Source organism: Bradyrhizobium sp., from assembly GCF_035652035.1.
Lineage (GTDB): Bacteria > Pseudomonadota > Alphaproteobacteria > Rhizobiales > Xanthobacteraceae > Bradyrhizobium.
The window spans coordinates 19,205-44,637 of record NZ_DASREO010000100.1 but is presented as its reverse complement, the minus strand read 5'-3'; the positions used below and the strand labels follow the sequence as shown (position 1 = coordinate 44,637).

26 protein-coding genes and 1 pseudogene are annotated in these 25,433 nt (G+C 63.1%); 17 read left to right on the top strand and 10 right to left on the bottom strand.

Features of this window, described 5'->3' with window-relative positions:
- From VFB05_RS28550 to VFB05_RS28540, 3 genes and pseudogenes are all read right to left on the bottom strand, one after another.
- Positions 1 to 588: pseudogene (locus tag VFB05_RS28550) on the bottom strand (peptidyl-alpha-hydroxyglycine alpha-amidating lyase family protein); the annotation flags it as partial.
- Positions 589 to 753: 165 nt separating this feature from the next.
- Positions 754 to 2,523 carry an NAD(P)/FAD-dependent oxidoreductase gene (locus VFB05_RS28545; protein ID WP_325018803.1) on the bottom strand — a complete coding sequence of 590 codons (1,770 nt, stop codon included), beginning with the start codon at positions 2,521 to 2,523 and terminating at the stop codon, positions 754 to 756.
- Between the two features lie 210 nt (positions 2,524 to 2,733).
- On the bottom strand, positions 2,734 to 3,432 hold the full coding sequence (locus VFB05_RS28540; RefSeq protein WP_325018801.1) for a DNA-3-methyladenine glycosylase 2 family protein: 699 nt from the start codon (positions 3,430 to 3,432) through the stop codon (positions 2,734 to 2,736).
- A gap of 165 nt (positions 3,433 to 3,597) precedes the next feature.
- Here VFB05_RS28540 and gluQRS point away from each other — a divergent pair, with 165 nt between their 5' ends.
- Together gluQRS and VFB05_RS28530 are read left to right on the top strand one after the other, a co-directional pair.
- On the top strand, positions 3,598 to 4,470 hold the full coding sequence (gene gluQRS, locus VFB05_RS28535; RefSeq protein ID WP_325018799.1) for a tRNA glutamyl-Q(34) synthetase GluQRS: 873 nt from the start codon (positions 3,598 to 3,600) through the stop codon (positions 4,468 to 4,470).
- A 95-nt stretch (positions 4,471 to 4,565) separates the two neighbouring features.
- A complete protein-coding gene (locus VFB05_RS28530) occupies positions 4,566 to 5,828 on the top strand; it encodes an ATP-binding protein (protein ID WP_325018797.1) in 1,263 nt (420 codons plus the stop codon).
- Here the strand turns inward: VFB05_RS28530 and VFB05_RS28525 are convergent.
- Positions 5,755 to 6,648 (bottom strand): YihY/virulence factor BrkB family protein, encoded by an 894-nt coding sequence (locus VFB05_RS28525; protein ID WP_325018795.1) that lies wholly within the window; start codon positions 6,646 to 6,648, stop codon positions 5,755 to 5,757. The genes VFB05_RS28530 and VFB05_RS28525 overlap by 74 nt on opposite strands.
- Positions 6,649 to 6,754: 106 nt before the next feature.
- Between VFB05_RS28525 and VFB05_RS28520 the strand changes: the two genes are divergently transcribed.
- The 7 genes from VFB05_RS28520 (at position 6,755) to VFB05_RS28490 (ending at position 11,676) form a co-directional block, all read left to right on the top strand.
- Positions 6,755 to 6,949: a twin transmembrane helix small protein gene (locus tag VFB05_RS28520; RefSeq protein WP_325018792.1), complete on the top strand. Its 195-nt coding sequence runs from the start codon at positions 6,755 to 6,757 to the stop codon at positions 6,947 to 6,949.
- A 22-nt stretch (positions 6,950 to 6,971) separates the two neighbouring features.
- The gene (locus VFB05_RS28515; RefSeq protein ID WP_325018790.1) at positions 6,972 to 7,544 is read left to right on the top strand and encodes a cob(I)yrinic acid a,c-diamide adenosyltransferase; all 573 of its coding nucleotides are present in this window, start codon (positions 6,972 to 6,974) and stop codon (positions 7,542 to 7,544) included.
- 295 nt (positions 7,545 to 7,839) lie between these two features.
- Complete coding sequence (locus VFB05_RS28510; RefSeq protein ID WP_325018788.1) at positions 7,840 to 8,589, top strand: electron transfer flavoprotein subunit beta/FixA family protein; 750 nt, start codon at positions 7,840 to 7,842, stop codon at positions 8,587 to 8,589.
- On the top strand, positions 8,589 to 9,533 hold the full coding sequence (locus VFB05_RS28505; protein WP_325018786.1) for an electron transfer flavoprotein subunit alpha/FixB family protein: 945 nt from the start codon (positions 8,589 to 8,591) through the stop codon (positions 9,531 to 9,533). Before VFB05_RS28510 ends, VFB05_RS28505 begins: the two co-directional genes overlap by 1 nt.
- Before the next feature lie 42 nt (positions 9,534 to 9,575).
- Positions 9,576 to 10,457 (top strand): 3-hydroxybutyryl-CoA dehydrogenase, encoded by an 882-nt coding sequence (locus VFB05_RS28500; RefSeq protein ID WP_325018784.1) that lies wholly within the window; start codon positions 9,576 to 9,578, stop codon positions 10,455 to 10,457.
- A 67-nt stretch (positions 10,458 to 10,524) separates the two neighbouring features.
- Positions 10,525 to 10,716, top strand: coding sequence for a YjfB family protein (locus VFB05_RS28495; RefSeq protein WP_325018782.1), 192 nt, complete (start codon positions 10,525 to 10,527; stop codon positions 10,714 to 10,716).
- A gap of 111 nt (positions 10,717 to 10,827) precedes the next feature.
- A complete protein-coding gene (locus VFB05_RS28490) occupies positions 10,828 to 11,676 on the top strand; it encodes a fumarylacetoacetate hydrolase family protein (protein WP_325018780.1) in 849 nt (282 codons plus the stop codon).
- Between the two features lie 19 nt (positions 11,677 to 11,695).
- On the opposite strand, the gene tlpA is transcribed toward VFB05_RS28490, so the two are convergent.
- A complete protein-coding gene (gene tlpA, locus VFB05_RS28485) occupies positions 11,696 to 12,376 on the bottom strand; it encodes a thiol:disulfide interchange protein TlpA (RefSeq protein WP_325018778.1) in 681 nt (226 codons plus the stop codon).
- A 74-nt stretch (positions 12,377 to 12,450) separates the two neighbouring features.
- Here tlpA and argH point away from each other — a divergent pair, with 74 nt between their 5' ends.
- From argH to lysA, 3 genes are all read left to right on the top strand, one after another.
- Positions 12,451 to 13,842 carry an argininosuccinate lyase gene (gene argH, locus VFB05_RS28480; RefSeq protein ID WP_325018776.1) on the top strand — a complete coding sequence of 464 codons (1,392 nt, stop codon included), beginning with the start codon at positions 12,451 to 12,453 and terminating at the stop codon, positions 13,840 to 13,842.
- A 98-nt stretch (positions 13,843 to 13,940) separates the two neighbouring features.
- Entirely contained in the window at positions 13,941 to 14,222 is a 282-nt protein-coding gene (gene lptM / locus VFB05_RS28475; protein WP_325018774.1) for an LPS translocon maturation chaperone LptM, read from the top strand.
- Positions 14,223 to 14,268: 46 nt separating this feature from the next.
- Positions 14,269 to 15,534: a diaminopimelate decarboxylase gene (gene lysA / locus VFB05_RS28470; protein ID WP_325018772.1), complete on the top strand. Its 1,266-nt coding sequence runs from the start codon at positions 14,269 to 14,271 to the stop codon at positions 15,532 to 15,534.
- 121 nt (positions 15,535 to 15,655) lie between these two features.
- On the opposite strand, the gene VFB05_RS28465 is transcribed toward lysA, so the two are convergent.
- Together VFB05_RS28465 and VFB05_RS28460 are read right to left on the bottom strand one after the other, a co-directional pair.
- Complete coding sequence (locus VFB05_RS28465) at positions 15,656 to 16,564, bottom strand: NAD(P)-dependent oxidoreductase (RefSeq protein ID WP_325018770.1); 909 nt, start codon at positions 16,562 to 16,564, stop codon at positions 15,656 to 15,658.
- 128 nt (positions 16,565 to 16,692) lie between these two features.
- The gene (locus VFB05_RS28460) at positions 16,693 to 17,073 is read right to left on the bottom strand and encodes a carboxymuconolactone decarboxylase family protein (protein WP_325018768.1); all 381 of its coding nucleotides are present in this window, start codon (positions 17,071 to 17,073) and stop codon (positions 16,693 to 16,695) included.
- A 334-nt stretch (positions 17,074 to 17,407) separates the two neighbouring features.
- On the opposite strand from VFB05_RS28460, the gene VFB05_RS28455 reads away from it, so the two are divergent.
- Positions 17,408 to 19,954: a TIGR02302 family protein gene (locus VFB05_RS28455; protein ID WP_325018766.1), complete on the top strand. Its 2,547-nt coding sequence runs from the start codon at positions 17,408 to 17,410 to the stop codon at positions 19,952 to 19,954.
- Positions 19,955 to 19,958: 4 nt separating this feature from the next.
- Here VFB05_RS28455 and VFB05_RS28450 read toward each other — a convergent pair whose 3' ends face one another.
- Positions 19,959 to 20,336, bottom strand: coding sequence for a response regulator (locus VFB05_RS28450; RefSeq protein ID WP_325018764.1), 378 nt, complete (start codon positions 20,334 to 20,336; stop codon positions 19,959 to 19,961).
- Positions 20,337 to 20,375: 39 nt separating this feature from the next.
- Entirely contained in the window at positions 20,376 to 21,230 is an 855-nt protein-coding gene (locus tag VFB05_RS28445; RefSeq protein ID WP_325018762.1) for an MJ0042-type zinc finger domain-containing protein, read from the bottom strand.
- A gap of 220 nt (positions 21,231 to 21,450) precedes the next feature.
- On the opposite strand from VFB05_RS28445, the gene ftsE reads away from it, so the two are divergent.
- From ftsE to VFB05_RS28425, 4 genes are all read left to right on the top strand, one after another.
- On the top strand, positions 21,451 to 22,110 hold the full coding sequence (gene ftsE, locus VFB05_RS28440; RefSeq protein ID WP_325018760.1) for a cell division ATP-binding protein FtsE: 660 nt from the start codon (positions 21,451 to 21,453) through the stop codon (positions 22,108 to 22,110).
- Positions 22,103 to 23,074 carry an ABC transporter permease gene (locus VFB05_RS28435; RefSeq protein WP_325018758.1) on the top strand — a complete coding sequence of 324 codons (972 nt, stop codon included), beginning with the start codon at positions 22,103 to 22,105 and terminating at the stop codon, positions 23,072 to 23,074. The genes ftsE and VFB05_RS28435 overlap by 8 nt, the downstream gene beginning before the upstream one ends.
- 109 nt (positions 23,075 to 23,183) lie before the next feature.
- Complete coding sequence (locus VFB05_RS28430) at positions 23,184 to 23,897, top strand: YdcF family protein (RefSeq protein ID WP_414643334.1); 714 nt, start codon at positions 23,184 to 23,186, stop codon at positions 23,895 to 23,897.
- A gap of 12 nt (positions 23,898 to 23,909) precedes the next feature.
- On the top strand, positions 23,910 to 24,683 hold the full coding sequence (locus VFB05_RS28425; RefSeq protein ID WP_325018754.1) for a lysophospholipid acyltransferase family protein: 774 nt from the start codon (positions 23,910 to 23,912) through the stop codon (positions 24,681 to 24,683).
- 66 nt (positions 24,684 to 24,749) lie between these two features.
- On the opposite strand, the gene VFB05_RS28420 is transcribed toward VFB05_RS28425, so the two are convergent.
- Positions 24,750 to 25,328, bottom strand: a complete 579-nt coding sequence (locus tag VFB05_RS28420; protein WP_325018752.1) for a gamma-glutamylcyclotransferase — start codon at positions 25,326 to 25,328, stop codon at positions 24,750 to 24,752.
- Positions 25,329 to 25,433: the final 105 nt, after the last annotated feature.

The window sequence follows — 25,433 nt, the reverse complement described above, 5'->3', positions numbered from 1 at the left end:
GAACACCTGCACGCGGTGGTTCTCGCGGTCGGCGACATAGATCCAGCCGTCGGCGTCGGTCGAAATATTGTGGACGATGTTGAACTGGCCGGGGTCGCTGCCCGGTTCGCCCCAGCTTTTGATCAGTCGGCCGTCGGGCGTGTATTTGTGGACGCGGGCATTGCCGTAGCCATCGGAGACGTAGATGTCGCCTTTGGGCGAGAGCGCCGTGTGCGTGCAGCGATGGAACGGCTCACCGCTCATGAATGGCGCGGGCTTCTCCGGGATGCCGATGGTCAGCAGCACCTTGCCGTCGGTGGTGCATTTGCGCACGGTGTGGTCGCCGTCGTCCGTGCAATAGAGATTGTCCTGGGTGTCGATGTGTAATCCATGGGGACGGTGAAAGAGACCTTCGCCCCAGCTCCTGACGAAGTTGCCGGTGGAATCGAAGACGATCATCGGATGAGCGCCCCGATTGAAGACATAGACGCGATCCTTGCTGTCGACGGCCACGGAGGCGACATCTGACAACATCCAGCCGTCCGGCAGCTTTGCCCAGTTTTCCACGACGCGATAGCGATGTTCACCCGAGCCGAGGATGGCTGGCATAGAGTTCTCCGTTTCTTTCCCTCTCCCCCTGCGGGAGAGGGTGGATCGAATGAGCGCAGCTCATTCGAGACGGGTGAGGGGTTTCTTGTTGATCGAAGAAAGGCGCCCCCTCATCCGGCAGCCTTCGGCTGCCACCTTCTCCCGCAAGGGGAGAAGGGAAGAAAGCTAGCTCGATGCTCGCGGCAGAATGCCTTCCTCGATCGCCTTGATCTGCAGCGCGAGATATTTCGAGTTGATGCGGCATTGTGCGAGGCTGCCGGCGATGAACCAGAGGCCATCCTGGCCGGTGCGCGTATACATGTTGCGCAGCTCCTGCCCGTCGCCAAAACCCCAGATTGGACCGGCGCGCGTGGCGATCTCCTCGCCGAACAATTGCTTCACCAGAACTTCCTGCGGCTTGTAGCCGGTCGCGAGCATGATGAGGTCGGCGGCAAGCACATCGCCGTTCTTCATCCGCGCGCCTTCGGAGACGAAAGCGTCAATGTCAGCGAACTGTCGAAGCGCGATCTCGCGCCGTGCGACCAGATCCGAGCAGCCGACGTTGAAATAGTAGCCGCCGCCACGGGTAAGATATTTGAACTGCCAGCCGGTATCATCCTCGCCGTAGTCGAGCTTGAAGCCGACCGCCTTCAGCCCATCGAGCAATTCCTTGTCGAACGCCTTGGATTGCTCGGTGATCATCTGGTGCGACTTTCTCGCAAGCCGCAGCGGCATCGAGGCCGCGATCAGGTCGTTATCCTCCAGCGTGCCTTCGTTATAGGCTGCATAAGCGAGCTGCGCCGAAGGTTCGATATTGGTAATCAGCGTTGGGCTGCGCTGCACCAGCGTTACGTTTGCGCCGCTCGAATAAAGGTCCTGCGCGATGTCGTGACCGCTATTGCCGGTGCCGATCACGATGGTGCGCTTGCCCTTCCAGTTCTCGCCGTCGTCGTAGCGGCTGGAATGCAGCACCGAGCCGGCAAAATTCTTCAGCGTCGGGATGTCCGGGATGTTCGGAATGCCGCTGACGCCGGTCGCCATCACGACATGGCGCGGGTGCATCGTGCGCTTGCTGCCGTCGGAACGCCGAAGCACCACCGACCAGCGGCCGGCCGCCACGTCATAGTCGCCGCTCTCCAGGGCAGTGCCGGTCCAGAAGTTCAGCTCCATGGCGTCGACGTAAGCTTCGAACCAGTTGGCGAGCTTGTCCTTGGGGATATAGACCGGCCAGTTCGGCGGAAACGGCATGTAGGGCAGGTGATTGACCTGCACCTGGTTGTGCAGCGTCAGCGCGTGGTAGCGCTTGCGCCAGTTGTCGCCGATCCGGTTCTCGCGGTCGACGATCAGCGCGTCGATGGAGAGCTGCTTCAGGCGCGCTGCGATCGAAAGCCCGGCCTGTCCGCCGCCGACCACGAGCACGGTCGGCTCGCGATCTTCGTAGGCCAGCGATGCCTGGCGCTGGTCGAGCCAGTTGGGTCCGCGAAAATCGCGCGAATAGGATTGGCCGCGCGGCCGCGCCGAGCCGACCGCCTCCTCAAATCCCTTCAATTCCTCGAGCGCGGTGAGCAGCGTCCACGCCTTCAGGCGATGGCCCTCATCGGCATCCGGAATCAGGCGGACAATGCCGTGGCCGCGGCCGTCATTGGTCTCAAAAGAAAAGATCGCTTCGATTGCCTCGGTGCCCGCGCGCTTGACGCGGCGCGGCGCGGCGCGCGCGGGATCGATCTTGAAGTGGCGCGGCGCCGTGCGACCGGCGAGAACGGGAAGTTCGTCCAAGATCGCTTCGAGGCCGTTCAGCGTTTGCAGATTCCAGCTCAGCGCCAGCACGTCGCGCCAACAGCTGTCGGTATGGAGCAGCGGTCGAAGCACGCGGTCATCGGGATGTTCGAGCGCGCGCTCGAATTCCGTCAGCCAGTTTTCGACTGACGCTGAAATATCCTGGGTTCGATCGAGCATGCGTTGGCCTCGGCTCGGCCGTCTGTGCGGCGTTTCCTCTCGCAAAGGCTATACTGTTTGGGACCAGGTCAAAAGCGGCTTAGCCAATAAGCGACAGAATATGGCCCTGCGTAGCCGGAATACGCCCGTTCACTGTGTCGAGATAATCGAACGGCCGCGGGCCCACGGCCGCCGACTTCGGCAGTTGTGTGCGCGACCTTTGCAGCCCACCTACGATCGTTTGGCAACAGGGACATTGCTTGAAGCTGCGTTCGAGGTTTCGCCTTCCCCGATCACGCCTTCGCGTTTCTTGAGCGCGCGATAGTAGCTCCACCACAAATGCGCCGCCGCGCCACGCATCGGCCGCCAGGGTTCCGCAAGGGGAATCATCTCCTTTGGCGTCGGCCGCGTCTTCAATCCGAGTCCGATCTTCACCGCCTCCTGCACGGCGAGGTCGCCGGCGGGCCACGCATCGCCATGGCCGAGGCAGAATAAAAGATACACGTCGGCGGTCCACGGGCCGATGCCGTGCAGCGAGATCAACGTATGATGCGCGGCGTCGGCGTCCTCGTTGGCGAGCACATCGAGATTGAGGCGTTCGGCCGCGATCTCGCGCGCGAGATTCTTCAAGGTCTTGATTTTCGCCGCTGACAGGCCGAGCCGGCCCAGGCGATCGGCGCGGGCGCGGCGAACCGCGTTGTCGTCGAACGGATCGAACGCTTTCGTGAGACGGGCCCAGATCGCTGAAGCGCTGGCGGTCGAAAGCTGCTGGCCGCAGACGATGTGCGCAAGGCCGACGAAGCCCGGCTCGCGCCGCCGCAGCGCCGGCATGCCGGCAACGGCGAAGACCGGCTGAAGGCGCGGGTCAAGTTTGAGAAGCGCGTGGATTGCGTCTTCGAGATCGGCCTGGCTGTTGAGGTGGAGGGTCATTCTGTTGGTCAACTCGCACGGTTCGTCATGCGCGGGCATAGCCGTTCGAAGAACGGCGTCGCTTCAGCTTGCCTGTGCCCGCGCATCCATCTCATATCGTAAAAAGGTATCCTTTAGGGATGGATTGCCGGGTCAAGCCCGGCAATGACAACGTGCGAGAGATCAATGCCGCCACCCGTTTTCCGTTTTGCGCCGTCTCCGAACGGCTATCTGCATCTCGGTCACGCCTTTTCGGCGCTGCTGAATGCCGATCTGGCGCGCGAGTCCGGCGGCGGCTTCCTGCTGCGCATCGAGGATATCGACCCCGCGCGCTGCCGCCCCGAATTCGAAACCGCGATTGACGAAGACCTCGCCTGGCTCGGCCTGTCCTGGGAGAAGCCGGTCCGCCGCCAGTCGGAACATTTCGCGGAATACCGCGCCGCCCTTGAGGAGCTCACCGCACTCGGGCTTGTCTATCCGTCCTTCGAAAGCCGCACTGAGGTCGCCCGTCTCATCGCCGAGCGCGAGAAGGAGGCGCCATGGCCGCGCGACCCCGATGGCGCACCGCTTTATCCGGGATCGGCGCGTTTGCTTTCGGCAGAGGAGCGGCAGCGATTGTTGAAATCCGGCGCTCCTTTCGCGCTACGGCTCGATATGGCGGCCGCGTGCGCCCGTGTGGGTAAGCTCTGCTGGACCGAGCGCGGTGAAGGTCCCGCAGGCGAGGCAGGAACGATCACGGCCGATCCCGCCGCATGGGGCGACGTCATCATCGCGCGCAAGGAGACGCCGACCAGCTATCACCTCAGTGTGGTGGTCGACGATGCGCTGCAAGGCATCACCGAGGTTGTGCGCGGACAGGACCTATTCTGGGCCACCAGCGTCCACCGGCTGTTGCAGGAGCTGCTCGCCTTGCCGCAGCCCACCTTCCGGCACCATCGCCTTATTCGCGACGCGGCAGGGCAAAAGCTGTCGAAATCGACTGATGCCACCGGCCTTCGCGAATTGAGGGCCAGGGGCGTGACGGCGGCCGAGATTCGCCGCCGGATCGGTCTCGCCTGAACGCTTTACGCACATTGTTAGGGACGAATTCCGCTTCGGCGTGACTCTGTCGCCCCGGGCATGCCATGCTGAGACCAGCCAGGATTGGGGGAATCATGGCAACGAGTTCGCGCCTTCAGCGCAGTGAGCGGCGGTTGAAAAAGACCCGGCCGAAAAAGCGTAAGAGAACTGCGGCAGCCGGCAGGCCGCGCCGGGCCGTTACAAGCGCGGCCAGCAAGAAGGCCGCCCCCGGCATGGTCGAGACGGCGCTCGCTACCTTCGCGCATGAGGTTCGCACGCCGCTAACCGGCATTCTGGCCATCAGCGATCTGCTCGCGACATCCGGCCTCGACGAGCGGGAGCGGCGCTGGGTCGACACCATCAAGGCCGGCGCCGAGCACCTGGCGAGCCTTGCGACGCTATTCGTCGATGCCGCCCGCAGCGGACGCTCCGGTTTTGGCGTCCGCCAGGATTTTTTCGATCTGCGGACGCTCGCCCAAAGCATCGGCGATTCGCTGGCCGGCCGGGCGACCGCCAAGGGCCTGCAGGCGCGGATCGACATCTCCGACAAGCTGCCGAGGTTCGTCACCGGCGATCCCATTCGCCTGCGGGCGGCGCTGGAAAACCTGATCGACAACGCCACCAAGTTCACCGAACACGGCGGCGTCGCCCTGAGCGTGCGGCCGACCGGCGAGGCGAAGGGCAGGATCGCCATCGCCTTTGCTGTGTCCGACAGCGGCATCGGGCTCTCGGTGGCCGAAATCAAGCGGCTGTTCCGTCCGTTCTCGCAGGCCAATGTGAAGATCGCCGCCCGCTTCGGTGGCGCCGGGCTCGGCCTGTCGTCGGTGAAACAGCTCGCCCGCGCGATGGGCGGCGATATCGAGGTCGCGCCGCGACGCGGCGGCGGAGCGACCTTCACGCTGACGGTGATGCTGAGCCGCGCCGAGACCCCGCTGTCGTCCTCCAGCCGGGGCGCCGATCGTGCGCAGCGTCACGCGCGGGGTTTGCGCCTTCTCAGCGTCGAGGACAATCCGTTCGGCCGCGTCGTGCTCAATGCGGTCCTGACCGAGCTCGGCCATCAGGTGGAGTTCATCGGGCGCGGCGAAGATGCCGGCGAGCGCATCATGCAAGGCGGCTTTGATGCGGTCCTGATGGACATGGTGCTGCCGGGCATCGACGGCATCGAAGCGATCCGGCGGATTCGCGCGCTCGCGCCGCCGTTTGGTGGCATTGCCGTCATCGGCGTATCGGGCCGGAGCGACGACGAGGCGGCGGCGCGCGCGGCAGGCGCGGACGCCTTCCTGGTCAAGCCTGTCTCTCCGAGGGCCTTAGCGATTGCGCTGCTTGAAGTGACACGCCCCGCGGCAGCCGCGACTTGATGATCGCCGCGTTGAGCTCGCCGCCATAGACGAAGATCGCCGCGATAAAATAAAGGAACACCAACGCGATGATCACCGAAGCGAGCCCCGCATACATCGTGACATAGTTGTTGGCGAAACGCGCCAGGTATTGTCCGAACACCGTGCCCGATATCAGCGAAGCGACCATGGTAAACACGATGCCGGGCAGGATCTGCAAAAAGCCCCTGCGCCCCGCAGGAAGCCAGGCGTGCAGGACGAACAGCGCGACAACCAGCGCCAGGATGGTGACGCCATAGCGTGCGATGTTGAGGAGCTTCTCGTTGCTTTCGACGATCAGTGGAATGTGACGCCGCGCCGCCTCGACGATCAGCGGCTCGAGCACGATCAGGAAGGCCATCGCAAGCGACGTGAAAACGGCGACCAGCGTATAGCCGATCGACTCCAGCCGCAGCCAGTACCATCGCCGCGGCTCGATCACCGAATAAGCGCGGTTCAGCGCGACGCGCAGCGCTTCGACGCCGTTGGAGGCAAAGTAGACCGCGAGCACCGCGCCAATGGTCAGGATGTCGCCGCGGGTCGTGGTCAGAACGTCGTGGATTTCGCCCGACAGCGTGTCGGCGACCTGCCGCGGCCATACCTGAAGCAGAAGCCCCGCCGCCTGGTCGGCAAGCTCCTTCGAGCCGAAGAAGCCCGCCACCGACGTCAGCACGATCAGGAATGGAAACAGCGCCATCAAGGTTGACAGGGCGATGTGGCTCGCAATCGCCCAGCCGTCATCGGCCAGAAACGTGTAAAAGGCGTCGAGGCTGACGTGAAAGATGTAGCGAATGAGCCGCACCGCGGACCCCAGTGAAGTTAACCAAGCCACCTTCTGATATTATGTCTGCAAAAGCCAGTGCTGCCCGGCGATGGCGCACAGGCGGCGACGATGTTATGTAGGAAAAATGGCTTCGTTTCTTGCTGCTTTTATCGTGCCCATCGCGGTGGCCGCGGTTGCGTTGGTGCTGCTGCTCGGTCTTCTCAACATGATGCGGGGCGGTTCGCCGAACCGTTCGCAGAAATTGATGCGACTACGGGTTTTGCTTCAGTTTGTCGCTATCGTCATCATCATGATCACCGTCTGGGCGATGGGGCGATAGGCCAGCGAGGGAGATTAAAGGCATGGTCGTCCTCAACCGCATCTATACGCGAACCGGCGATGACGGCACCACCGCGCTCGGCAGCGGCGAACGCCGTCCGAAATACGATCTGCGCATCGCTGCCTACGGCACCGTTGATGAGACCAATGCCGCGATCGGCGTTGTCCGGCTGCATCTGGCCGATGCGCCGGAACTCGACGCGATGTTGGGGCTCGTTCAGAACGACTTGTTCGATCTCGGCGCCGATCTTGCCGTGCCACAGCGCGAGGGCAAGGCGGAGCGGCTGCGCGTGGTCGCGAGCCAGGTCGAACGGCTCGAGCGCGATATCGATCGCCTGAACGCCGACCTGAAGCCGTTGAACTCCTTCGTGCTGCCGGGTGGCACGCCGGCCGCCGCTTTCCTGCATCTGGCGCGCACCATTTGCCGCCGGGCGGAACGGATCATGGTGGAACTGGCGGCGCAGCCGGACGAGCCTGTCGGCGACGCGGCCATCCAGTATATGAACCGCCTGTCCGACTTCCTGTTCATTGCCAGCCGCACGGCCAATCACAATGGCGCCGGAGACGTGTTGTGGGTGCCGGGCCAAAACCGGTAATGGTAAGTGGGCGGCCCCTGGCGGCTGGCGGATGTCAAATCCACTTGCACTAGTGCCCACTTTCCGAAGTTCGTGTTACATCGCAGCAACCACGGTTTATGAACTTCGGAAAGTCATGGGCACTAGCAAACTTATGATTCTAGTGCCGCTTTTTCTATTTGACGTTCCTGGATCGCATTCGCCGCTTGTACTTTAGGAACGTCAAATAGGCGGCACTAGCGTTGACCGGGGTGGGCCGGCGCTTTAGGTTCCGCGCCCTAAGCCTGAATACTGATGTTCCAGCGAAAGAGGGTCGATGAAGGTCCTGGTGCCTGTGAAGCGAGTGGTGGATTACAACGTCAAAGTCCGCGTCAAAAGCGATGGAACCGGCGTTGAATTGGCCAACGTGAAGATGTCGATGAATCCGTTCGATGAGATCGCCGTGGAAGAGGCCCTGCGCCTGAAAGAGGCTGGCAAGGCCACCGAAGTGGTGGTGGTTTCGATCGGGCCGGCACAGGCCGCCGAGACCATCCGGACCGGGCTCGCCATGGGCGCCGACCGCGGCATCCTGGTCAAGGCCGAGGGCAATGTCGAACCGCTGGCGGTGGCCAAGATCCTGAAAGCCGTGGCCGACGAGGAGAAGCCGGGGCTTGTGATTCTCGGCAAGCAGGCGATCGACGACGACAGTAACCAGACCGGACAGATGCTCGCAGCCTTGCTCGGCTGGTCGCAGGCGACCTTCGCCTCCAAGCTCGAGGTCGACGGTTCCGATTTCAAGGTGACGCGCGAGGTCGACGGCGGCCTCCAGACCGTGAAACTCAAGGGCCCGGCCATCGTTACCACCGACCTGCGGCTGAACGAGCCGCGCTATGCGAGCCTGCCGAACATCATGAAGGCCAAGAAGAAGCCGATCGCCGACAAGAGCGCGGCGGATTACGGCGTCGACCTGACGCCGCATCTCGAAATTCTCAAGACGTCCGAACCGCCCGGCCGCAAGGGTGGCGTCAAGGTCAAGGACGTCGCCGAACTCGTGTCGAAGCTCAAGACCGAAGCGGGGGTGCTGTAATGACCACGCTTTTGATGGCCGAACACGACAACGCATCGATCAAGGATGCAACCCACAAGGCGCTCACCGCGGCGCTCGCCCTCGGCGGCGACGTGCATGTGCTGGTGGCCGGCGAGAACGCCAAGGCGGCCGCGGATGCAGCAGCGAAGCTCTCCGGCGTCAAGAAGGTCCTGCTCGCCGACAATGCGGCTTATGCGCATGACCTCGCTGAGCCGCTTGCTGCGCTGATCGTGTCGGTTGCGGGGGGCTATGACGCCTTCGTTGCGCCGGCGACCTCGCGCTTCAAGAACGTGATGCCGCGCGTTGCCGCACTGCTCGACGTGATGCAGGTCTCTGAAATCATCAAGGTGGTGTCGCCCGATACGTTCGAGCGGCCGATCTATGCCGGCAACGCCATCCAGACCGTCAAGTCGAAGGACGCCAAGAAGGTCATCACGGTGCGGACCTCGACCTTTGCCGCCACCGGCGATGGCGGCAGCGCTGCCGTGGAGACTGCGGCGGCCGCAGCCGATCCCGCTCTTTCCAGCTTCGTCGGCGAGGAAGTCGCCAAGAGCGACCGTCCTGAACTGACCTCGGCGAAGATCATCGTGTCCGGTGGCCGGGCGATGCAGAGCCGCGAGAATTTTACCAAATATATCGAGCCGCTGGCCGACAAGCTCGGTGCCGCCGTCGGTGCCTCGCGCGCCGCGGTCGATGCCGGCTATGCGCCGAACGACTGGCAGGTGGGCCAGACCGGCAAGGTCGTGGCGCCGGAGCTTTATGTCGCGATCGGCATTTCAGGCGCCATTCAGCATCTCGCCGGTATGAAGGATTCCAAGGTCATCGTGGCGATCAACAAGGACGAGGATGCGCCGATCTTCCAGGTTGCCGATTACGGCCTGGTCGCGGATTTGTATCAGGTGGTTCCCGAGCTGACCGAAGCGATCGGCAAGCTCGGAAAGTAGATGCGATAGCGGCGGGGCGCGCCGCTTGATTGAGATGTCGGGATGGCGGTCATGATAAAAAAAATTGGCGTGATCGGTTCGGGCCAGATGGGCAACGGCATCGCTCACGTCTCGGCATTGGCCGGCTTCGACGTGGTGATGAACGATCTTTCTTCCGACCGCTTGAAGTCGGGCATGGCGACGATCAACGGCAACCTGTCGCGCCAGGTTGCCAAGAAGGCCATCACTGACGACGCCCGCAAGGCGGCGCTGGACCGCATCGTCCCCTCGGAATCCATGGATAGCCTCGCCGACTGCGACCTCGTCATCGAGAGCGCGGTCGAAAAGGAAGACGTCAAGCGCAAGATCTTCCAGGAGGTCTGTACGCTTTTGAAGCCCAGCGCCATCGTCGCTTCCAACACCTCCTCGATTTCGATCACGCGGCTCGCCGCCTCGACCGACCGGCCGGAGCGCTTCATCGGCATTCATTTCATGAATCCGGTGCCGCTCATGGAACTGGTCGAATTGATCCGCGGCATTGCCACGGACGATGCGACCTTCGATACCGCCAGGGAATTCGTCACCAAGCTCGGCAAGCAGGTGGCGGTGTCCGAAGATTTTCCAGCCTTCATCGTCAATCGGATTCTGCTGCCGATGATCAACGAGGCGATCTACACCCTCTATGAGGGCGTCGGAAACGTCGAGGCGATCGATGCGGCGATGAAGCTCGGCGCCCATCATCCGATGGGACCGCTGGAACTCGCCGATTTCATCGGCCTCGATACCTGCCTGTCGATCATGCAAGTCCTTCACGAAGGCCTGGCCGACTCGAAATACCGTCCATGCCCTCTGCTCGTGAAATACGTCGAGGCCGGCTGGCTGGGGCGCAAAACCCAACGCGGCTTCTACGATTATCGCGGCGACAAGCCGGTTCCGACGCGCTGATTCGGTACGATCTCCAGTTTTTGTTAACCCTTGCCAGATAGCGTCCCCTCCGACAGGAGTGACGCGTATGGACGTTGCAAGCTTGGCTTTGAGTCTGATTTCGCTGCAGGCGGGCAATACCCAGCAGCAGATCGCAACCTCCGTCCTGAAATCGAACCTCGACGCCGAGAAAAACTCGGTTCTGACCCTCCTCGGCGGTTCGCCCTCTCTCGCCAATGTCGGCGCGGGCATCGGCGGTAACCTCAACATCTCGGCCTGACGCCTGTCCCAGCGGGCCTGATCCGCTGATTTCTCGGAGCTTGCGGCATTGCCCGCTATCGCCGCATGCGATAGCGAAAGGCCCGCCTCACGCTTTCAGCAGGGACAGCAAATGAAATTCGCAACGTTCAAGATCAACGGCGCCACCAGCTGGGGCCTCATCGAAGGCAACGACGTGGTCGATGTCGGCGCCGCCTTGCGCGGCCGGTTTGCCGATCTGAAAGCGGCCATTGCGGCTGATGCCCTCAAGGAAGCCGCCGGCGCCGCAGCCAAGGCTGCGCGGCATCCGCTCAACAGCATCACCTGGCTGCCGGTGATCCCCAACCCGGACAAGATCCTCTGCATCGGCCTCAACTACGAGACCCATCGCAAGGAGACCGGCCGCGACGAAGTCGCCAATCCCACCGTGTTCGGCCGCTTCGCCAACAGCCAGACCGGGCATCTTGCCAACATCGTCCGGCCGAAAGTGTCGACCGACCTCGACTACGAGGGCGAACTCGCGGTCGTCATCGGCAAGGCTGGCCGTTACATCTCGCGTAAGGATTCGTGGGGCCATATCGCAGGATATGCCTGTTACAACGAGGGCAGCGTGCGCGATTATCAGCGCCACACCCACCAGTTCACGCCGGGCAAGAACTTTCCGGATACTGGCGCCTTTGGCCCATGGATGGTCACCCCCGACGAGGCCGGCGAGCTCGGACCGCTCCGGCTGCAAACCCGGCTCAACGGCGAGGTGGTTCAGGATGCCCTCATCAGCCAGATGATTTTCGATATCCCGCGCCAGATCGAATACTGCTCGGCCTTCACGCGGCTCGAGCCGGGCGACGTGATCGTCACCGGCACGCCAGGCGGCGTCGGCTCCCGCCGCACCCCGCCTTTGTGGATGAAGCCGGGCGATGTGGTCGAGGTCGAGATCGACCGGATTGGCCTGTTGCGCAACACCGTCGTCGACGAGGCGTAAGGACCCCAAACGGGCTCCGTCAGGAGCCTGTTGCGGTCGCAGCCTGGATCAGCTTGACCGCGTCGTCGCTGTCCCATTCGGCGGGGCCTGCGATGGTCGCGATCTCGCAGCCCTTTGCGTCGACCAGCACCGAGGTCGGCATGCCGAGTGCCCGGCCTATCGCTTTAAGATCCTGAAAAACCTTAGCTTTTTCGTCGCTGAAATAGCCGAGATTGGTCAGCTTGGCCTCTTTCAGGAAGTTTTTCGGCTTCTCGGGATCGCGGGTGTCGATATTGATCGCCACCACCTGGAAATCCTTGCCGCCGAGCTTGCCTTGCAGGCGATCCAGCGCCGGCATTTCCCGGCGGCACGGCACGCACCAGGTCGCCCAGAGGTTCACGAGCACTGTGTGCCCCCGCCAGTCCGACAGCTTCTTCGGTTTGCCGTCGGCGTCGTCAAAGGTGAGGTCAGGCAGCTTCAGCGGCGCAGTCGCCATGGTTAGCGCGGCCACCTCGCCATGAGCGAGCGGCGCGATCCTTTGCGAGAGGTTAACCGCCGATGCACAGGCGGAATCGCCTGACGCGTTGCGCTTGAGGCCGCCAAACCCGTATACCCCGGCGAGTCCGATCAAGGCGCCGATCAAGACCGTCCCGATCACATAGGGGATACGGCGTGTGGGCGCCGGGGCAGGCGAGGGGCTTTCAGGCATATCGTTTGTCATTCTACTTCAGATACGGCTATTTGGATGCATTGTTAGGCCCGCCATCGGCGGCGAATGAATATGGTTAGATGGTCATGAGCAACAAGATGTGGGGCGGCCGGTTCACCGAGCGTCCCGACGCGATCATGGAGGAAATCAACGTCTCCATCGACGTCGACCGGCACATGTACGCCCAGGACATCGCCGCGTCCAAGGCCCATGCCGCCATGCTGGCCGCGCAAGGGATTATCACGGCAAACGATGCGAAAAATATCGCGAAGGGTCTAGACACGATTTTGTCAGAGATCGGCAAGGGATCGTTCGATTTCAAGCGCGCGCTCGAAGATATCCATATGAACGTGGAGAGCAGGCTTGCCGAGTTGATCGGGCCTGCCGCCGGGCGGCTGCATACCGCGCGTTCGCGCAATGATCAGGTGGCGACGGATTTTCGGTTGTTCGTCCGCGACACCATCGACGAGACGGATCGCGCGCTGGCTTTGTTCCAGGAGGCGCTGGCGAGCCGCGCGCTGGAGCATGCCGCGACCGTGATGCCGGGCTTCACTCATCTGCAAACCGCCCAGCCCGTCACCTTCGGGCATCATCTGCTCGCTTATGTCGAGATGGCCGCGCGCGATCGCGGCCGGTTTGCCGATGCACGCATGCGCCTCAATGAATCGCCGCTCGGCGCAGCGGCGCTCGCCGGCACATCCTTTCCGATCGATCGGGCGGCAACGGCGAAGGCGCTTGGCTTTGACCGGCCGATGGCCAACTCGCTCGATGCGGTCTCCGACCGCGACTTTGTTATCGAAACCTTGTCGGCGGCGGCGATCTGTTCGATGCACCTGTCGCGCTTTGCCGAGGAGATCGTGATCTGGACCTCACCGCTGGTGGGACTGGTGCGGCTATCGGACAAGTTCACCACCGGCTCGTCGATCATGCCGCAGAAGCGCAACCCCGACGCGGCCGAACTGGTACGTGCGAAGACCGGCCGGGTGATTGGCGCGCTGAACGCGCTTTTGATCGTGATGAAGGGCCTTCCGCTCGCCTATCAAAAGGACATGCAGGAAGACAAGCAGGGCGCGATGGAAGCGTTCGGCGCGCTGTCGCTCGCGATCCGGGCGATGACCGGCATGGTGCTCGATCTGGTGCCGGACGAAGCGCGCATGAAGGTCGCCGCCGGTGAAGGTTACGCCACGGCGACGGACCTCGCAGACTGGCTGGTGCGGACGCTGAAAATGCCATTCCGCGACGCCCATCATGTCACGGGGCGGATTGTCGCAAAGGCGGCAAGCGACGGCGTCGCCCTGCCCGAATTGCCATTGAAGGCAATGCAGGCGATCGAACCCAGGATCACGAAAGACGCGCTTTCGGTCTTGTCGGTCGACGCGTCGGTGAAAAGCCGCACGAGTTTTGGGGGCACCGCGCCGAAGAACGTGGCCGCGCAGGCCAAGTCCTGGCTCAAACGGCTGGAAAAAGAGCGAAAATAGGGCTGAGTTACAATTCTTTACCCGAAATTCAGCCGTGCAAAGTGTGGCCAGAACGGATCAATCTTTGTATGGTGCGGCCCGCATTGGGGATTTTTGACGTGACTCGTGACGACCGCCCAAACACTCGCTGGGCTCTCATCCTGTTGAGCGCTGCCGCGTTGACACTGGGCGGTTGCGGCCGCAAGGGACCGCTTGATCTGCCGCCGACCGCGTCAGGTCAGCTGCCGGCTCAGTCTGCCGCCGTGACGGATCCGAACGCACCGCCGCAGCCCGGCAATCCGAACCTGTTCGACCCGAACAATGGCTCCGGCAACCTGCCGACCGCGGGCAGGGGGCCAAAACGGCCGTTCGCTCTCGACCCGCTTTTGAACAGCAACTAAGTTTTGTACGGCGGATGTGTTCTCCGCCGCTCCGTGGAAAATCATCATGAATCACTTCGATTATCGCAACGGCGTGCTTCACGCCGAGGCGGTTAGTCTGGTGGACCTCGCCGACGCCGTCGGAACGCCGTTCTATTGCTATTCGACTGCGACGCTGGAACGCCACTATCGCGTTTTCAGTGAGGCCTTCACCGGCGAGAAGGCGCTGGTCTGCTACGCGCTGAAGGCGAACTCCAATCAGTCCGTGCTGCGCACGCTGGCAAAGCTCGGCGCCGGCGCCGACGTCGTGTCCGGCGGCGAACTCAAGCGCGCGCTTGCAGCCGGCATTCCGCCCGATCGCGTCGTGTTTTCCGGCGTCGGCAAGACCGAGGCCGAACTGCGCGCTGCGCTCGCCGCCGACATTCTCTGCCTCAATGTGGAGTCCGAGCCGGAACTGGAATTGCTGTCACGCCTCGCAACAGCGCAAGGCAAGACGGCGCGGGTTTCAATCCGCGTCAATCTGGATGTCGATTCCGGCACGCATGCGAAGATCTCGACCGGCAAGTCCGAGAACAAGTTCGGCATTCCGCTGACCCACGCGCGCGAGGTTTATGCGCGCGCGGCCAAGCTGCCGGGCATTCGCGTGACCGGTGTCGACGTGCATATCGGCAGCCAGATCACCGATCTCGTGCCGCTCGAAGCCGCATTCCGCCTGCTTGCCGACTTCGTGCAGACGCTGCGCGCCGATGGCCACACCATTTCGCATGTCGATTTCGGCGGGGGTCTTGGCATTCCCTATCATATGGACGGCGCGGTGCCGCCCTTGCCGTCAGCCTATGCCGCGATGGTCAAGCGGGTGACGCATAATCTCGGCTGCACGCTGTTGTTCGAGCCCGGCCGGATGGTGGTCGGCAATGCCGGCATTCTGGTTTCACGCGTGATCTACGTAAAGCAAGGCGAGGCGAAGAAGTTCGTCATCATCGATGCCGCGATGAACGATCTGATCCGTCCCACTCTGTACGAAGCGCACCACGACATCCTGCCGGTGCGCGCCGCGCCCGCCGGCGCGCCGAAAATTACCGCCGATGTGGTCGGGCCCGTCTGCGAAAGCGGCGACTATCTCGCGCTCGGTCGCAACATGGTCGAGCCGAAGGCAGGCGATCTGCTCGCCATCATGACGGCCGGCGCTTACGGCGCGGTGCAGTCCGGCACCTACAACACGCGCGCGCTGGTGCCGGAAGTGCTCGTGAAAGATGATCAATACGCGGTGGTGCGTCCGCGCCTCGACGTCGACGCGCTGATTGCGATGGATCAGCCGGCGCCGTGGTTATAGCCCTCGTGTCCCGGACGCGTTGCGTCATGAAATGACGCGACGCTGATCCGGGACCCAAGATGCGTGGACCCCGGATCTGCAACGCATCGCCAGCGCTGCGTTGCGTCCGGGGAACGAAAAACTACTTCCCCGCGATCCCGCCCTTGGGGCCGCCAACCACGACGCCGGCCTTTTTCTCGATCGGCTTGATCGCCGCGGTGAAATCTGAATCCGCCCCGATGTCGCGGATCACCACTTCCCACAGCCGCCCGACGGCCTCGGCGACCTCCATCGACAGCCCAAACGATTTCATCTCTTCGAGCGCAAGGCGGACGTCCTTGACCATCAAGCCGGTGGCAAAGCCGTAATCGAAGCTGCGCGGCAGCACCGAGCGCGGAAACTTGTCGCGGCTCGCCGTGTTCATGCCCGAACCCGAATTGATCACGTCGACCATGATCGCGGGATCGAGGCCGGCTTTCACGCCCATCACTACAGCCTCGGACGTCGCCACCATCGCGGTCGCGGACAAGAAGTTGTTGGCGAGCTTCATGGTCTGGCCCGAGCCGGGTTTTTCGCCGATGAAGAACGCCTTGCCGATGACGTCCAGCGCCGGCTTGATCGCTTCGTAGTCAGCGCGCGGGCCTGACACCATGACCGCCAGCGTGCCCTTCTCGGCGCCGCCGACGCCGCCAGACACGGGGCAATCGATCTGGACCAGGTTGCGCTTGGCGAGAATGTCGTGGATGCGCACCGCCATTTGCGATCCGACCGTGGAAAGATCGACAAAACGCTTCACGCGCGTGCCCTCAATCACGCCGTCCTTGCCGGTTGCGACATCAAGCGAGGCCTGGAGCGACGGCAGGCTCGCCATCACAGTCTCGGCGTGATCGGCGACGTCCTTCGGTGACGACATAGCCTTCGCGCCGAGCGCAACGAGCTTGTCCATGACCTCTTTTCGGGAATCGAAAACGAAAAGCTGATGCTTGGCCTCGATCAGTCGTCGCGCCATGGGAAAGCCCATGTTGCCAAGGCCGATAAATCCGATGTCCATGATTTAGATCCTGGGAATATCTGATGACCTCATCCTGAGGAGGCCGCAACGCGGCCGTCTCGAAGGATGAAGTGGTGGCTTGATGGTTCGAGACGGCGCAAGCGCCTCCTCACCATGAGGTAAAGGGATCATGCCTTGTCGAGTTCGGCAAAGACTTCGCGCGCGATGCGGAAACTGTCGACGCCGCAGGGAATGCCGGCATAGATCGCAACCTGCATGAAGACTTCGCGGATTTCGTCACGGCTCACGCCATTGGTGAGCGCACCCTTGATGTGCGCGCGCAACTCATGCGGCCGGTTCAAAATCGAGATCATCGCCAGATTGAGCATGCTGCGGGTCTTGCGCGGCAGTCCGTCGCGGCCCCAGCACGCACCCCAGCAATATTCGGTGACCAGTTCCTGGAAAGGCTTGTTGAACTCGTCGGAATTCTTCAGTGCGTTGGCGACGTAAGCTTCGCCGAGCACGGCTTTCCTGATTTCGAGTCCCTTGTCGTGTGTCGTCTTGTCCATGGCGTTCCCTGATGGTTTTTGGATAGTTCCAAAAATGACGTTACGTGCTTGCTGAGGTACAGTCACGCCTTCGTGTTATGCGTTAGGCTAGTGGCGCCCATTCGAAGTTCCTGCACCACAAGCGGCAAATTCCCTTTAGGAACTTCGAATGGAAAGCGGCACTAGAATCAGATGTTTGCTGATGCCCCTGATTTTCCGAAGTTCGCGAAAGGTAGGTGCTGAGGCAGAACACGAACTTCGGAAAGGGCGCCAGTTGTGGGATACCCCACCTGCGTGGGTGCCTCACGGCCGCCGTTGTGTTAGTCTTGGATGACCGGGCAACCTGGAGAGCTGATTGAGCGGACCCACCCCCGTTTCGCCGGAGCAGGAACGTAACCCTGACGCAGCCTCGCGGCTGCGGATCGCGCAAGCCCTGCGGCGCGCTGAATTCGCGATTGCCTGGGAACGAAGCTGGCCGCATCTGGCGCGGTTTTTGACCGTCGCGGGACTGTTCCTGGTGGCGTCCTGGGCAGGCCTGTGGCTGGCGCTGCCGTTTGCCGCCCGCGCTCTCGGGCTCGTCCTCTTTGCCGTTCTTGCGCTCGCCGCGCTATCGCCCCTGTTCCGCTTCCGCTGGCCAAGCCGCCAGGACACGCTGATCCGGCTTGATCGCGGCACCGGCATCCGCCATCGCCCGGCGACGACGCTGACCGACACGCTAACGACGCAGGATCCCGTCGCGCTGGCGCTGTGGCAGGCCCAGCGCGAACGCACGTTGGCATCGATCAAGCGGATTCGCGCCGGTTTGCCGTCGCCGCGGCTCGCCATTCACGATCCATGGGCGCTTCGTGCGCTGGTCGTCGTGCTGATGGCCGCGACCTATTTCGCGGCGGGCGATGAAAGGAACGTCCGCGTCGCCGCGGCTTTCGACTGGAACGGCGTATTCGCCGCGGACAATGTCAGAGTCGATGCCTGGGTGACGCCACCGATCTATACGGGGCGGCCACCGATCATCCTGTCGGCTGCGAACAAGGAGGCCGCGCTTCCACCTTCAGGGCCGCTTGCGGTGCCCGCCGGCAGCACGCTGATCGTACGCTCGAGCGGCGGCGCGCTTGACGTGGTGGTGGGCGGCGGTCTCGCCGAAGCTGCCGCCGCAGAGCAGGCGCCCAAAGGCACGAGCGAAAAGCATTTCACCATCACCGGCGACGGCACCGCGCATGTGCGCGCACCGTCCGGCCAGCCACAATGGCGCTTCAGTGCCTTGCCCGATCATCCCCCGACCATCGCGCTCGCCAAGGATCCGGAGCGTCAGGCGCGGGGCGCGCTGCAGCTTGCGTACAAGGTCGAGGACGATTACGGCGTCACCGAAGCGCACGCGCAGTTCGCGGCGCGGAACGGCGCGGGTGACGCGCGGCCGCTGTTTGAAGCGCCGCAATTCCCGCTGGTGCTGCCGAATGTCCGCACCCGTAACGGCGTGGGCCAGACCGTCAAGGACCTCAGCGAAGATCCTTACGCCGGCGCCGACGTCAGGCTGACGCTGACGGCCAAGGATCAGGCCGGCAATGAGGGGCATAGCGAGCCCTTCGATATGCGTCTGCCCGAACGTCTGTTCACCAAGCCGTTGGCGCGCGCGCTGATCGAGCAACGTCGCACGCTGGCGCTCGATGCCAACCAGCGTCCCCAGGTCGTCGATGCGCTGGAGGCGCTGCTGATCGCGCCGGAACTGTTCATGCCGGAAGTTGGCCAATATCTCGGCCTGCGCAGTGTGACGCGGGAGCTCGAACAATCGCATTCCGACGAAGCTTTGCGCGGGGTTGTCGCGAGCATGTGGGCGCTCGCGGTGACGATCGAGGATGGCAACATCACCGATGTCGACAAGGCGCTTCGCGCGGCGCAGGACGCGCTCAAGGAAGCGCTGGAGCGCGGCGCCAGTGACGAAGAGATCAAGAAGCTCACCCAGGATCTGCGCGCGGCGCTCGATAATTTTATCCGCCAGCTCGCCGAACAGCTTCGCAACAATCCGCAGGCGCTGGCGCGGCCGCTCGATCCCAACGCCAGGATCATGCGCCAGCAGGACCTCAACAGCATGATCGACCGGCTGGAGCGGCTGTCGCGTTCGGGCGACAAGGACGCGGCGAGGCAATTGCTCGATCAGTTGCAGCAGATGCTGGAAGGCCTTCAGCTCGCGCAGCCCGGCCAGTCCGGTGATGACGAGATGGATAAAGCGCGGAACGAGCTCAGCGACATGATCCGCAAGCAGCAGCAGTTGCGAGACAAGACCTATAAGCAGGGCCAGGATTCGCGGCGTGACCGGCAACGCGGCAAGCAAGGCGATCAGGCCATGGGCGATCTCCAGCAGGACCAGCAGGGTCTGCGCGACCGCCTGAAGAAATTGCAGGATGAATTGGCCAAGCGCGGCATGAGCCCCAATCAGCGCGGCCAGCAGGGGCCGCAAGGCCAACAGGGAGGTCAGGACGGTGATCCGCAGGCCGGTGATGACGGTGACAATCTCGGCACGGCCGACAACGCGATGGGCGATGCCGGCGGCAAGCTCGGCGAGGGTAACGCGGATGGCGCGGTAGATGCGCAGGGCCAGGCGCTGGATGCCCTGCGCAAGGGCGCGCAGGATCTCGAGGCGATGCAACAGCAGCAGGACGGCGATGGTCAGGGCAATGGTCCCGGCAACCGGGTCGGCCGCCAGCAGGGCAATGGCCAGCAAAGCGATCCGTTGGGCCGGCCGTTGAGCAGGAGAGATGCCTCCGACGACCTGTCGGTGAAGGTTCCCGGCGAGATCGACGTGCAGCGCGTGCGCCGGATTCTCGAAGAGCTGCGCCGCCGCGCGTCCGAGTCGCAGCGCCCGCAGATCGAGCTCGATTACCTCGAGCGGCTGCTGAAGGACTATTGAGGGGCTAGTTCGGCTGGCGTGACGCCAGCGCGTCCGCAACGGCGGTGCGGATATCGGCCACCGAAAACGGCTTGCTGATGACGTCGTGCGCGATGGCGCTGAGGCCGGAGGCGCGCTCGCGCTGTTCGGCATAACCGGTCATCAGCAGGATCGTGACTTGCGGAAAATCCCGCGCCGCCGAAAGCGCGAGCGCAATCCCGTCCATCACCGGCATCTGGATATCGGTCAATATCAGATCGAATGAACCGTCGGTGCCGCCCAGGATTTCGAGCGCCTCGGCGCCGTCCGAAGCGGCGGTGATCTCGTGGCCGTCCATCGCGATGGCGCGGGCGACCAGAAGGCGCATCGATTCCTCATCGTCGACGATCAGCACGCGTGACATGGCAACACCGGATTTGTGAATGCGTTTGGTCGGCCAGCTTCAGGCGTGGCCGCCGGTCAGATCTCTTTTGTTAAAAAAGCGAACGTCGATATTGCGGCCTTCCGGCGGCGGCGAGGCGAGGCGAGACTTGAACTGCGCCCGCTCGCCCGGCCGCAGGACGGATTGTTCGAGCACGGCGTTCCAGGCGTAGATTTCGGCGCCTTGCGCATCGCGCACGGAAAATCGTAGCCGTGGGATCTCGACCGGCTTGTTGGATTCGCCCGTGATCGAGCCCTCGATCACCAGCACGGGCTTGCCCTCGACCATTTCCGAGGAGACCTTGACGTCCTTGAACTTGAGGCCGCGCAGATTGACCTCGAGGCCTACCAATTTGTAGAAGGCGGCGGTTTGCGGCAACAGCCGCACCATCTCGACGCGCCAGATCACGATGGCCAGCGCCATTGCCCCCATCGCGGCACAAGCGGTGGCCAGGCTGATCGGAGCCGTGCGGCGCGACGTGGAGCGGCCGGCATTCGGCCTCATGAATCGGCCGAGCCCAAGTTTGCCAAGCAATGGGAAGCGCCGAGGCTGCGAGCCTTCCGCATCCGCCTCGTTTCTCGCGTCCGCCTGCCAGTTGGAGGAACCCTGCCAATCGCCGGCGATCGAGGGGCTTTCGACATGGGGGGCGTCGCCGGAGTCATCCTGTTCGCGAGCCATCGCCTCCCACTCGGCAGCGGCGTCCTGTTCGGCGTTATGCTGGCTTGGTGCCGTCTGATGCGCGAATTCGATCGCATCCTCGGCGCGGGCCAGCCAAACTTCCTTGCAGCGGGAACAGCGCACGGTGCGGCCGGCCTCGCCAAGCTTTGCCGGATCAATGCCATAGGACGTTGAACAATGAGGACAAACGATCTGCATGGGGCCGCTCTCCGCTGGGGACGGGTGCCGACGCCTGTTCCGAGGTTCGCGCCATCTGATCGCCAGTTGACGGGACTTCGCAAAGCGGGGCTCCAGGATGCTACAAGGCGACCGTTAACGAATCGGAAACCATAAACGACGCAAGTTCCCGGCAGCGGGCGAAGCCGGGCTCCGCGGGTTTCCCGGCTTCTTGCCTCGCCTTGATCGAACGGAGCTGAACTTGGTTCGGTTCGAAAATGTTGGATTGCGATACGGGCTCGGCCCGGAGATTTTGCGCGACCTCAGTTTTCTGATTCCCGCCCACTCCTTTCAGTTCCTCACCGGCCCCTCGGGCGCCGGCAAGACCTCGCTGTTGAAACTGTTGTTCCTGTCGCTGCGGCCGACCCGCGGCCTGGTCAATCTGTTCGGCCACGACGTCTCGCTGCTCTCCAAGGATCAGATCGCGGACCTGCGCAAGCGGATCGGGATCGTGTTGCAGGATTTCCGCCTGCTCGATCACATGACCACCTATGAGAATGTGGCCTTGCCGTTTCGGGTGCTCGGCCGGGACGAGTCGAGCTATCGCAAGGAAGTGATCGACCTTTTGAAGTGGGTCGGCCTCGGCGAACGCATGGACGCGCTGCCGCCCATTTTGTCCGGCGGCGAGAAGCAGCGGGCGGCGATCGCGCGCGCTGTCATTTCGCGGCCGCAATTGTTGCTGGCGGATGAGCCGACCGGCAACGTCGATCCGACGCTCGGGCGGCGTTTGCTGCGATTGTTCATCGAATTGAACAAGTCGGGGACTGCGGTTGTCATCGCCACCCATGATATGACCTTGATGGACCAGTACGATGCCAGGCGGCTGGTGCTGCATCAGGGACGATTGCACATCTATGAGTAGGACCGATCATCAGCTTGGACCCCTGGTCGACCTCGGAACCGAGCGTCCGCAGGTGCCGGCGCGGGCGCGCAACTTGTCGCCGATCGTGCCGCGGGGCTCGATTTCCGGCAGCGCGCTGGTCGCGGTCGTTGCGATCATGACCTTCCTGGCCTCGATCACGACCGGCACGGTGCTGCTGGTCAGCGCTTCCGCGGCCGAATGGCAATCGGAAGTCGCAAGCGAAATCACCGTTCAGGTGCGCCCCAGCCCCGGACGCGACCTCGATCGCGACGCCGTGGCCGTCGCGGATGCGGTGCGGGCGCAATCCGGCATCGTCGATGTCAGACAGTTCACGCGCGAGGAGTCCGCCAAGTTGCTCGAACCGTGGCTCGGCAGCGGGTTGTCGCTCGACGACCTGCCGGTGCCGCGCGTGCTTGTCGCCCGTGTCCAGCCGGGATTGGCGATCGATCTCGAAGCGTTGCGCCGGCGCGTGACGCAGGCGGCGACGACCGCGAGCGTCGACGACCACCGCGCCTGGATCGACCGGATGCGTTCGATGACCAGCGCCACGGTGATCGCCGGTCTCGGCATTCTGGTGCTGGTGATCATCGCCACGATCATCTCGGTCTCGTTCGCCACCCGCGGCGCCATGGCCGCGAACCGCCCCATTGTGGAAGTGCTGCATTTTGTCGGCGCCGGCGACCGCTTTATCGCCAACCGCTTCTTGCGGCATTTTCTGCGGCTTGGTCTCGAAGGCGGGATCATCGGGGGCGGCATTGCCATGCTCGTCTTCGGCTTCTCGGAATCGATTGCGAACTGGTTTTCCGGCACCCCGGTCGGGGACCAATTCGCGGCCCTGCTGGGCACGTTTTCGCTGCGTCCTTCCGGCTATCTGATGCTGGCGGTGCAGGCCCTTGTGATCGCCGCGATCACGGCCTGGGCGTCCCGGCGCACGCTGTTTGCAACCCTCAACGACATCGAATGAGCCGGTTGACGACCATTCGGACGCGAAAACTGGTTCCCGTTTTTCCCGATCATGCCTTACACTCGGACTCGAGTGGACGAGGGATCGCCAAGTTGCCATGAACGGGCCGTTGACCAGCCAGCCAGACGCCCTGGCTTCTGCCCCGCCGCGGAAGCGGTGGGGCGTTGCCACCGTGAGCGTTCTTGTTGCGGCCGTTGTCGCGGCCGGGTGCGGCTTCGCCGGCTTTCTTTCGCAATTGCGCGGCACCGAGAGCAGGCCGTCGCGCACCGCCGACGGCATCGTCGTGCTCACCGGCGGGTCGTCTCGCGTCTCCGATGCGATGGAGTTGCTCGCAGGCGGCTATGGCAAGCGGCTGTTGATTTCCGGCGTGCATCCGCTCAGCGGCGCCAGCGACATCTCACGCTCGCTGCCTGACAATCAATCCTTGCTGAACTGCTGTGTCGATCTCGATCGTTCGGCGGTCAATACCCGCAGCAACGCCGCCGAGACGCGGCGCTGGGCGCATGAACGCGGTTTCAAATCGCTGATCGTGGTGACGTCGAACTACCATATGCCGCGCGCGATCGTCGAATTGTCGCACGCGATGCCTGATATCACCCTCATTCCATTCGCGGTGGTCGGCGATAAATGGCGCGAGGAACCCTGGTGGAGCAATAGCGCGACGCTGCGCCTGGTGCTATCGGAGTACGTCAAATACGTCGCCGCCGAGGTGCGGGTGCGTCTGGCGGATATCGGTCTCGACGTCATGCGCGAGGCCAATGACTCGCTGCCTCCTGCCGCGCCGCGCCCGCCGGCGACCGCGCAAGCGAACTCGGCGAACTAATCGGTATCGACGATGACCTCGATTTTCCTGCGCTCGTTGATCTACAACGTGCTGTTCTACGTTCTTCTGGTCGGCTGGCTCATTGCCGCGATTCCGACTTTCGTGATGCGGCGATCGGCGATCATGACCTTGGCCCGGATTTGGTCACGCCAGAACACCTGGCTGCTCCGCGTCGTGTGCAATGTGAAGGTGGAGTTTCGTGGTGTCGAGAAAATCCCGAAAGGCCCGCTGGTCGTTGCCTCCAAGCATCAGTCGATGTGGGAAACATTCGCGCTGCTGCAGGTGCTGGAGCATCCGCTCTATATCCTTAAGCGCGAGCTGACGCGGATTCCGTTTTTTGGCTGGTACCTGATCAAGGCTGAGATGATATCCGTCGACCGCAGCGCCGGAGGCCGAGCGCTTCTGAAGATGGTGCGGCAGGCCAGCGAGGAAGTCCGCAATGGCCGCCAGTTGATCATCTTTCCGGAAGGCACCCGCAGGCCGCCCGGCGCCCCGCCGGATTACAAGCCCGGCGTTGCGCAGCTTTATGCGAGCTGCCGCACGAACTGTTTGCCGGTGGCGCTCAATTCCGGATTGTTCTGGCCGCGCCGAACCTTCATGCGCTATCCGGGCACGCTGGTGGTCGAATTTCTCGACCTGCTGCCGCCGGGTCTTCCACGCGACGAATTCCTGACGCGCATTTCCACCGTCATCGAGGAAGCGACGGCGCGGCTCGTCGAAGCGGGACAGCGCGAGCAGCAGCAATTATTTGGCCGCGTGCCGAATTCGGCCTCCGCCAACGCGTGAAGCCCCAGGTTTTGTTTTGACGCGTTTTCTTCACGCGAACCGGTGCCCACTTCGCTCGAAAACGCTTTAGCGATGCAGCGGCGCTTCGTCGTGCAGCATCGTCGCAAGCTGATGCAGTTGCGGGTCGCGAAACCCTTGCGCCTCGATCGAGCGCACGGTCTCGAGCACATAGTCGCGGTTGTTGCCGGAACGGCCGTGGCCCTGTCGCACGTAGCGTAGCTGGTCTTGCAGCGAAAGCCGTCCGGCATATTGGACATGGCCGCGGTCGACGACGTAAGCCAGCGCGGCGACCCGATCGCGCGGTTCGTTCTCCAGCCAGACCGAGCGCATGACCTCGCGATAGACGTGGGTGGTCTGCTCGCGGCCGCGCAAGTAGCCGATCACCTCATCGCGCTGCCTTGCCGCGACACGAAAGGCAATGCCGCGACAGGCGCCGCCGCGGTCGAGGCCGAGCACGAGACCGGGCTTTTCCGGAGTTCCACGATGGTCGAACGAATAGACGCATAGCGCGCGATGCTCGCCGATCAGCCGCGCGGGCACCTGTTCGAGAAACGCAAATCCCGGCCGCCACATCAGCGAGCCATAGCCGAAGACCCAGAGATCTTCGTCGGAGAGATCAGGCGTGGAGGATTTTTCGTCGGGCATTAACGTTCATGGCTATCAGAACATAATTGTGAAACGAAGCGCAATCCTCAAGGCCATAATCGCCCAAGGTGCCGCTAACATTTGACAAAATTCGCCGCCAATGGT

Excerpts from the sequence above, each read along its gene's own strand:
- VFB05_RS28520 (WP_325018792.1), top strand. The coding sequence starts at position 6,755 with ATGGCTTCGTTTCTTGCTGCTTTTATCGTGCCCATCGCGGTGGCCGCG.
- VFB05_RS28490 (WP_325018780.1), top strand. The coding sequence starts at position 10,828 with ATGAAATTCGCAACGTTCAAGATCAACGGCGCCACCAGCTGGGGCCTC.
- VFB05_RS28505 (WP_325018786.1), top strand. The coding sequence starts at position 8,589 with ATGACCACGCTTTTGATGGCCGAACACGACAACGCATCGATCAAGGAT.
- VFB05_RS28545 (WP_325018803.1), bottom strand. The coding sequence starts at position 2,523 with ATGCTCGATCGAACCCAGGATATTTCAGCGTCAGTCGAAAACTGGCTG.
- VFB05_RS28495 (WP_325018782.1), top strand. The coding sequence starts at position 10,525 with ATGGACGTTGCAAGCTTGGCTTTGAGTCTGATTTCGCTGCAGGCGGGC.
- lysA (WP_325018772.1), top strand. The coding sequence starts at position 14,269 with ATGAATCACTTCGATTATCGCAACGGCGTGCTTCACGCCGAGGCGGTT.
- VFB05_RS28435 (WP_325018758.1), top strand. The coding sequence starts at position 22,103 with ATGAGTAGGACCGATCATCAGCTTGGACCCCTGGTCGACCTCGGAACC.
- VFB05_RS28530 (WP_325018797.1), top strand. The coding sequence starts at position 4,566 with ATGGCAACGAGTTCGCGCCTTCAGCGCAGTGAGCGGCGGTTGAAAAAG.
- VFB05_RS28510 (WP_325018788.1), top strand. The coding sequence starts at position 7,840 with ATGAAGGTCCTGGTGCCTGTGAAGCGAGTGGTGGATTACAACGTCAAA.
- argH (WP_325018776.1), top strand. The coding sequence starts at position 12,451 with ATGAGCAACAAGATGTGGGGCGGCCGGTTCACCGAGCGTCCCGACGCG.
- VFB05_RS28460 (WP_325018768.1), bottom strand. The coding sequence starts at position 17,073 with ATGGACAAGACGACACACGACAAGGGACTCGAAATCAGGAAAGCCGTG.
- VFB05_RS28450 (WP_325018764.1), bottom strand. The coding sequence starts at position 20,336 with ATGTCACGCGTGCTGATCGTCGACGATGAGGAATCGATGCGCCTTCTG.
- tlpA (WP_325018778.1), bottom strand. The coding sequence starts at position 12,376 with ATGACAAACGATATGCCTGAAAGCCCCTCGCCTGCCCCGGCGCCCACA.
- VFB05_RS28465 (WP_325018770.1), bottom strand. The coding sequence starts at position 16,564 with ATGGACATCGGATTTATCGGCCTTGGCAACATGGGCTTTCCCATGGCG.
- VFB05_RS28515 (WP_325018790.1), top strand. The coding sequence starts at position 6,972 with ATGGTCGTCCTCAACCGCATCTATACGCGAACCGGCGATGACGGCACC.
- VFB05_RS28500 (WP_325018784.1), top strand. The coding sequence starts at position 9,576 with ATGGCGGTCATGATAAAAAAAATTGGCGTGATCGGTTCGGGCCAGATG.
- VFB05_RS28445 (WP_325018762.1), bottom strand. The coding sequence starts at position 21,230 with ATGCAGATCGTTTGTCCTCATTGTTCAACGTCCTATGGCATTGATCCG.
- gluQRS (WP_325018799.1), top strand. The coding sequence starts at position 3,598 with ATGCCGCCACCCGTTTTCCGTTTTGCGCCGTCTCCGAACGGCTATCTG.
- VFB05_RS28425 (WP_325018754.1), top strand. The coding sequence starts at position 23,910 with ATGACCTCGATTTTCCTGCGCTCGTTGATCTACAACGTGCTGTTCTAC.
- VFB05_RS28540 (WP_325018801.1), bottom strand. The coding sequence starts at position 3,432 with ATGACCCTCCACCTCAACAGCCAGGCCGATCTCGAAGACGCAATCCAC.
- VFB05_RS28420 (WP_325018752.1), bottom strand. The coding sequence starts at position 25,328 with ATGCCCGACGAAAAATCCTCCACGCCTGATCTCTCCGACGAAGATCTC.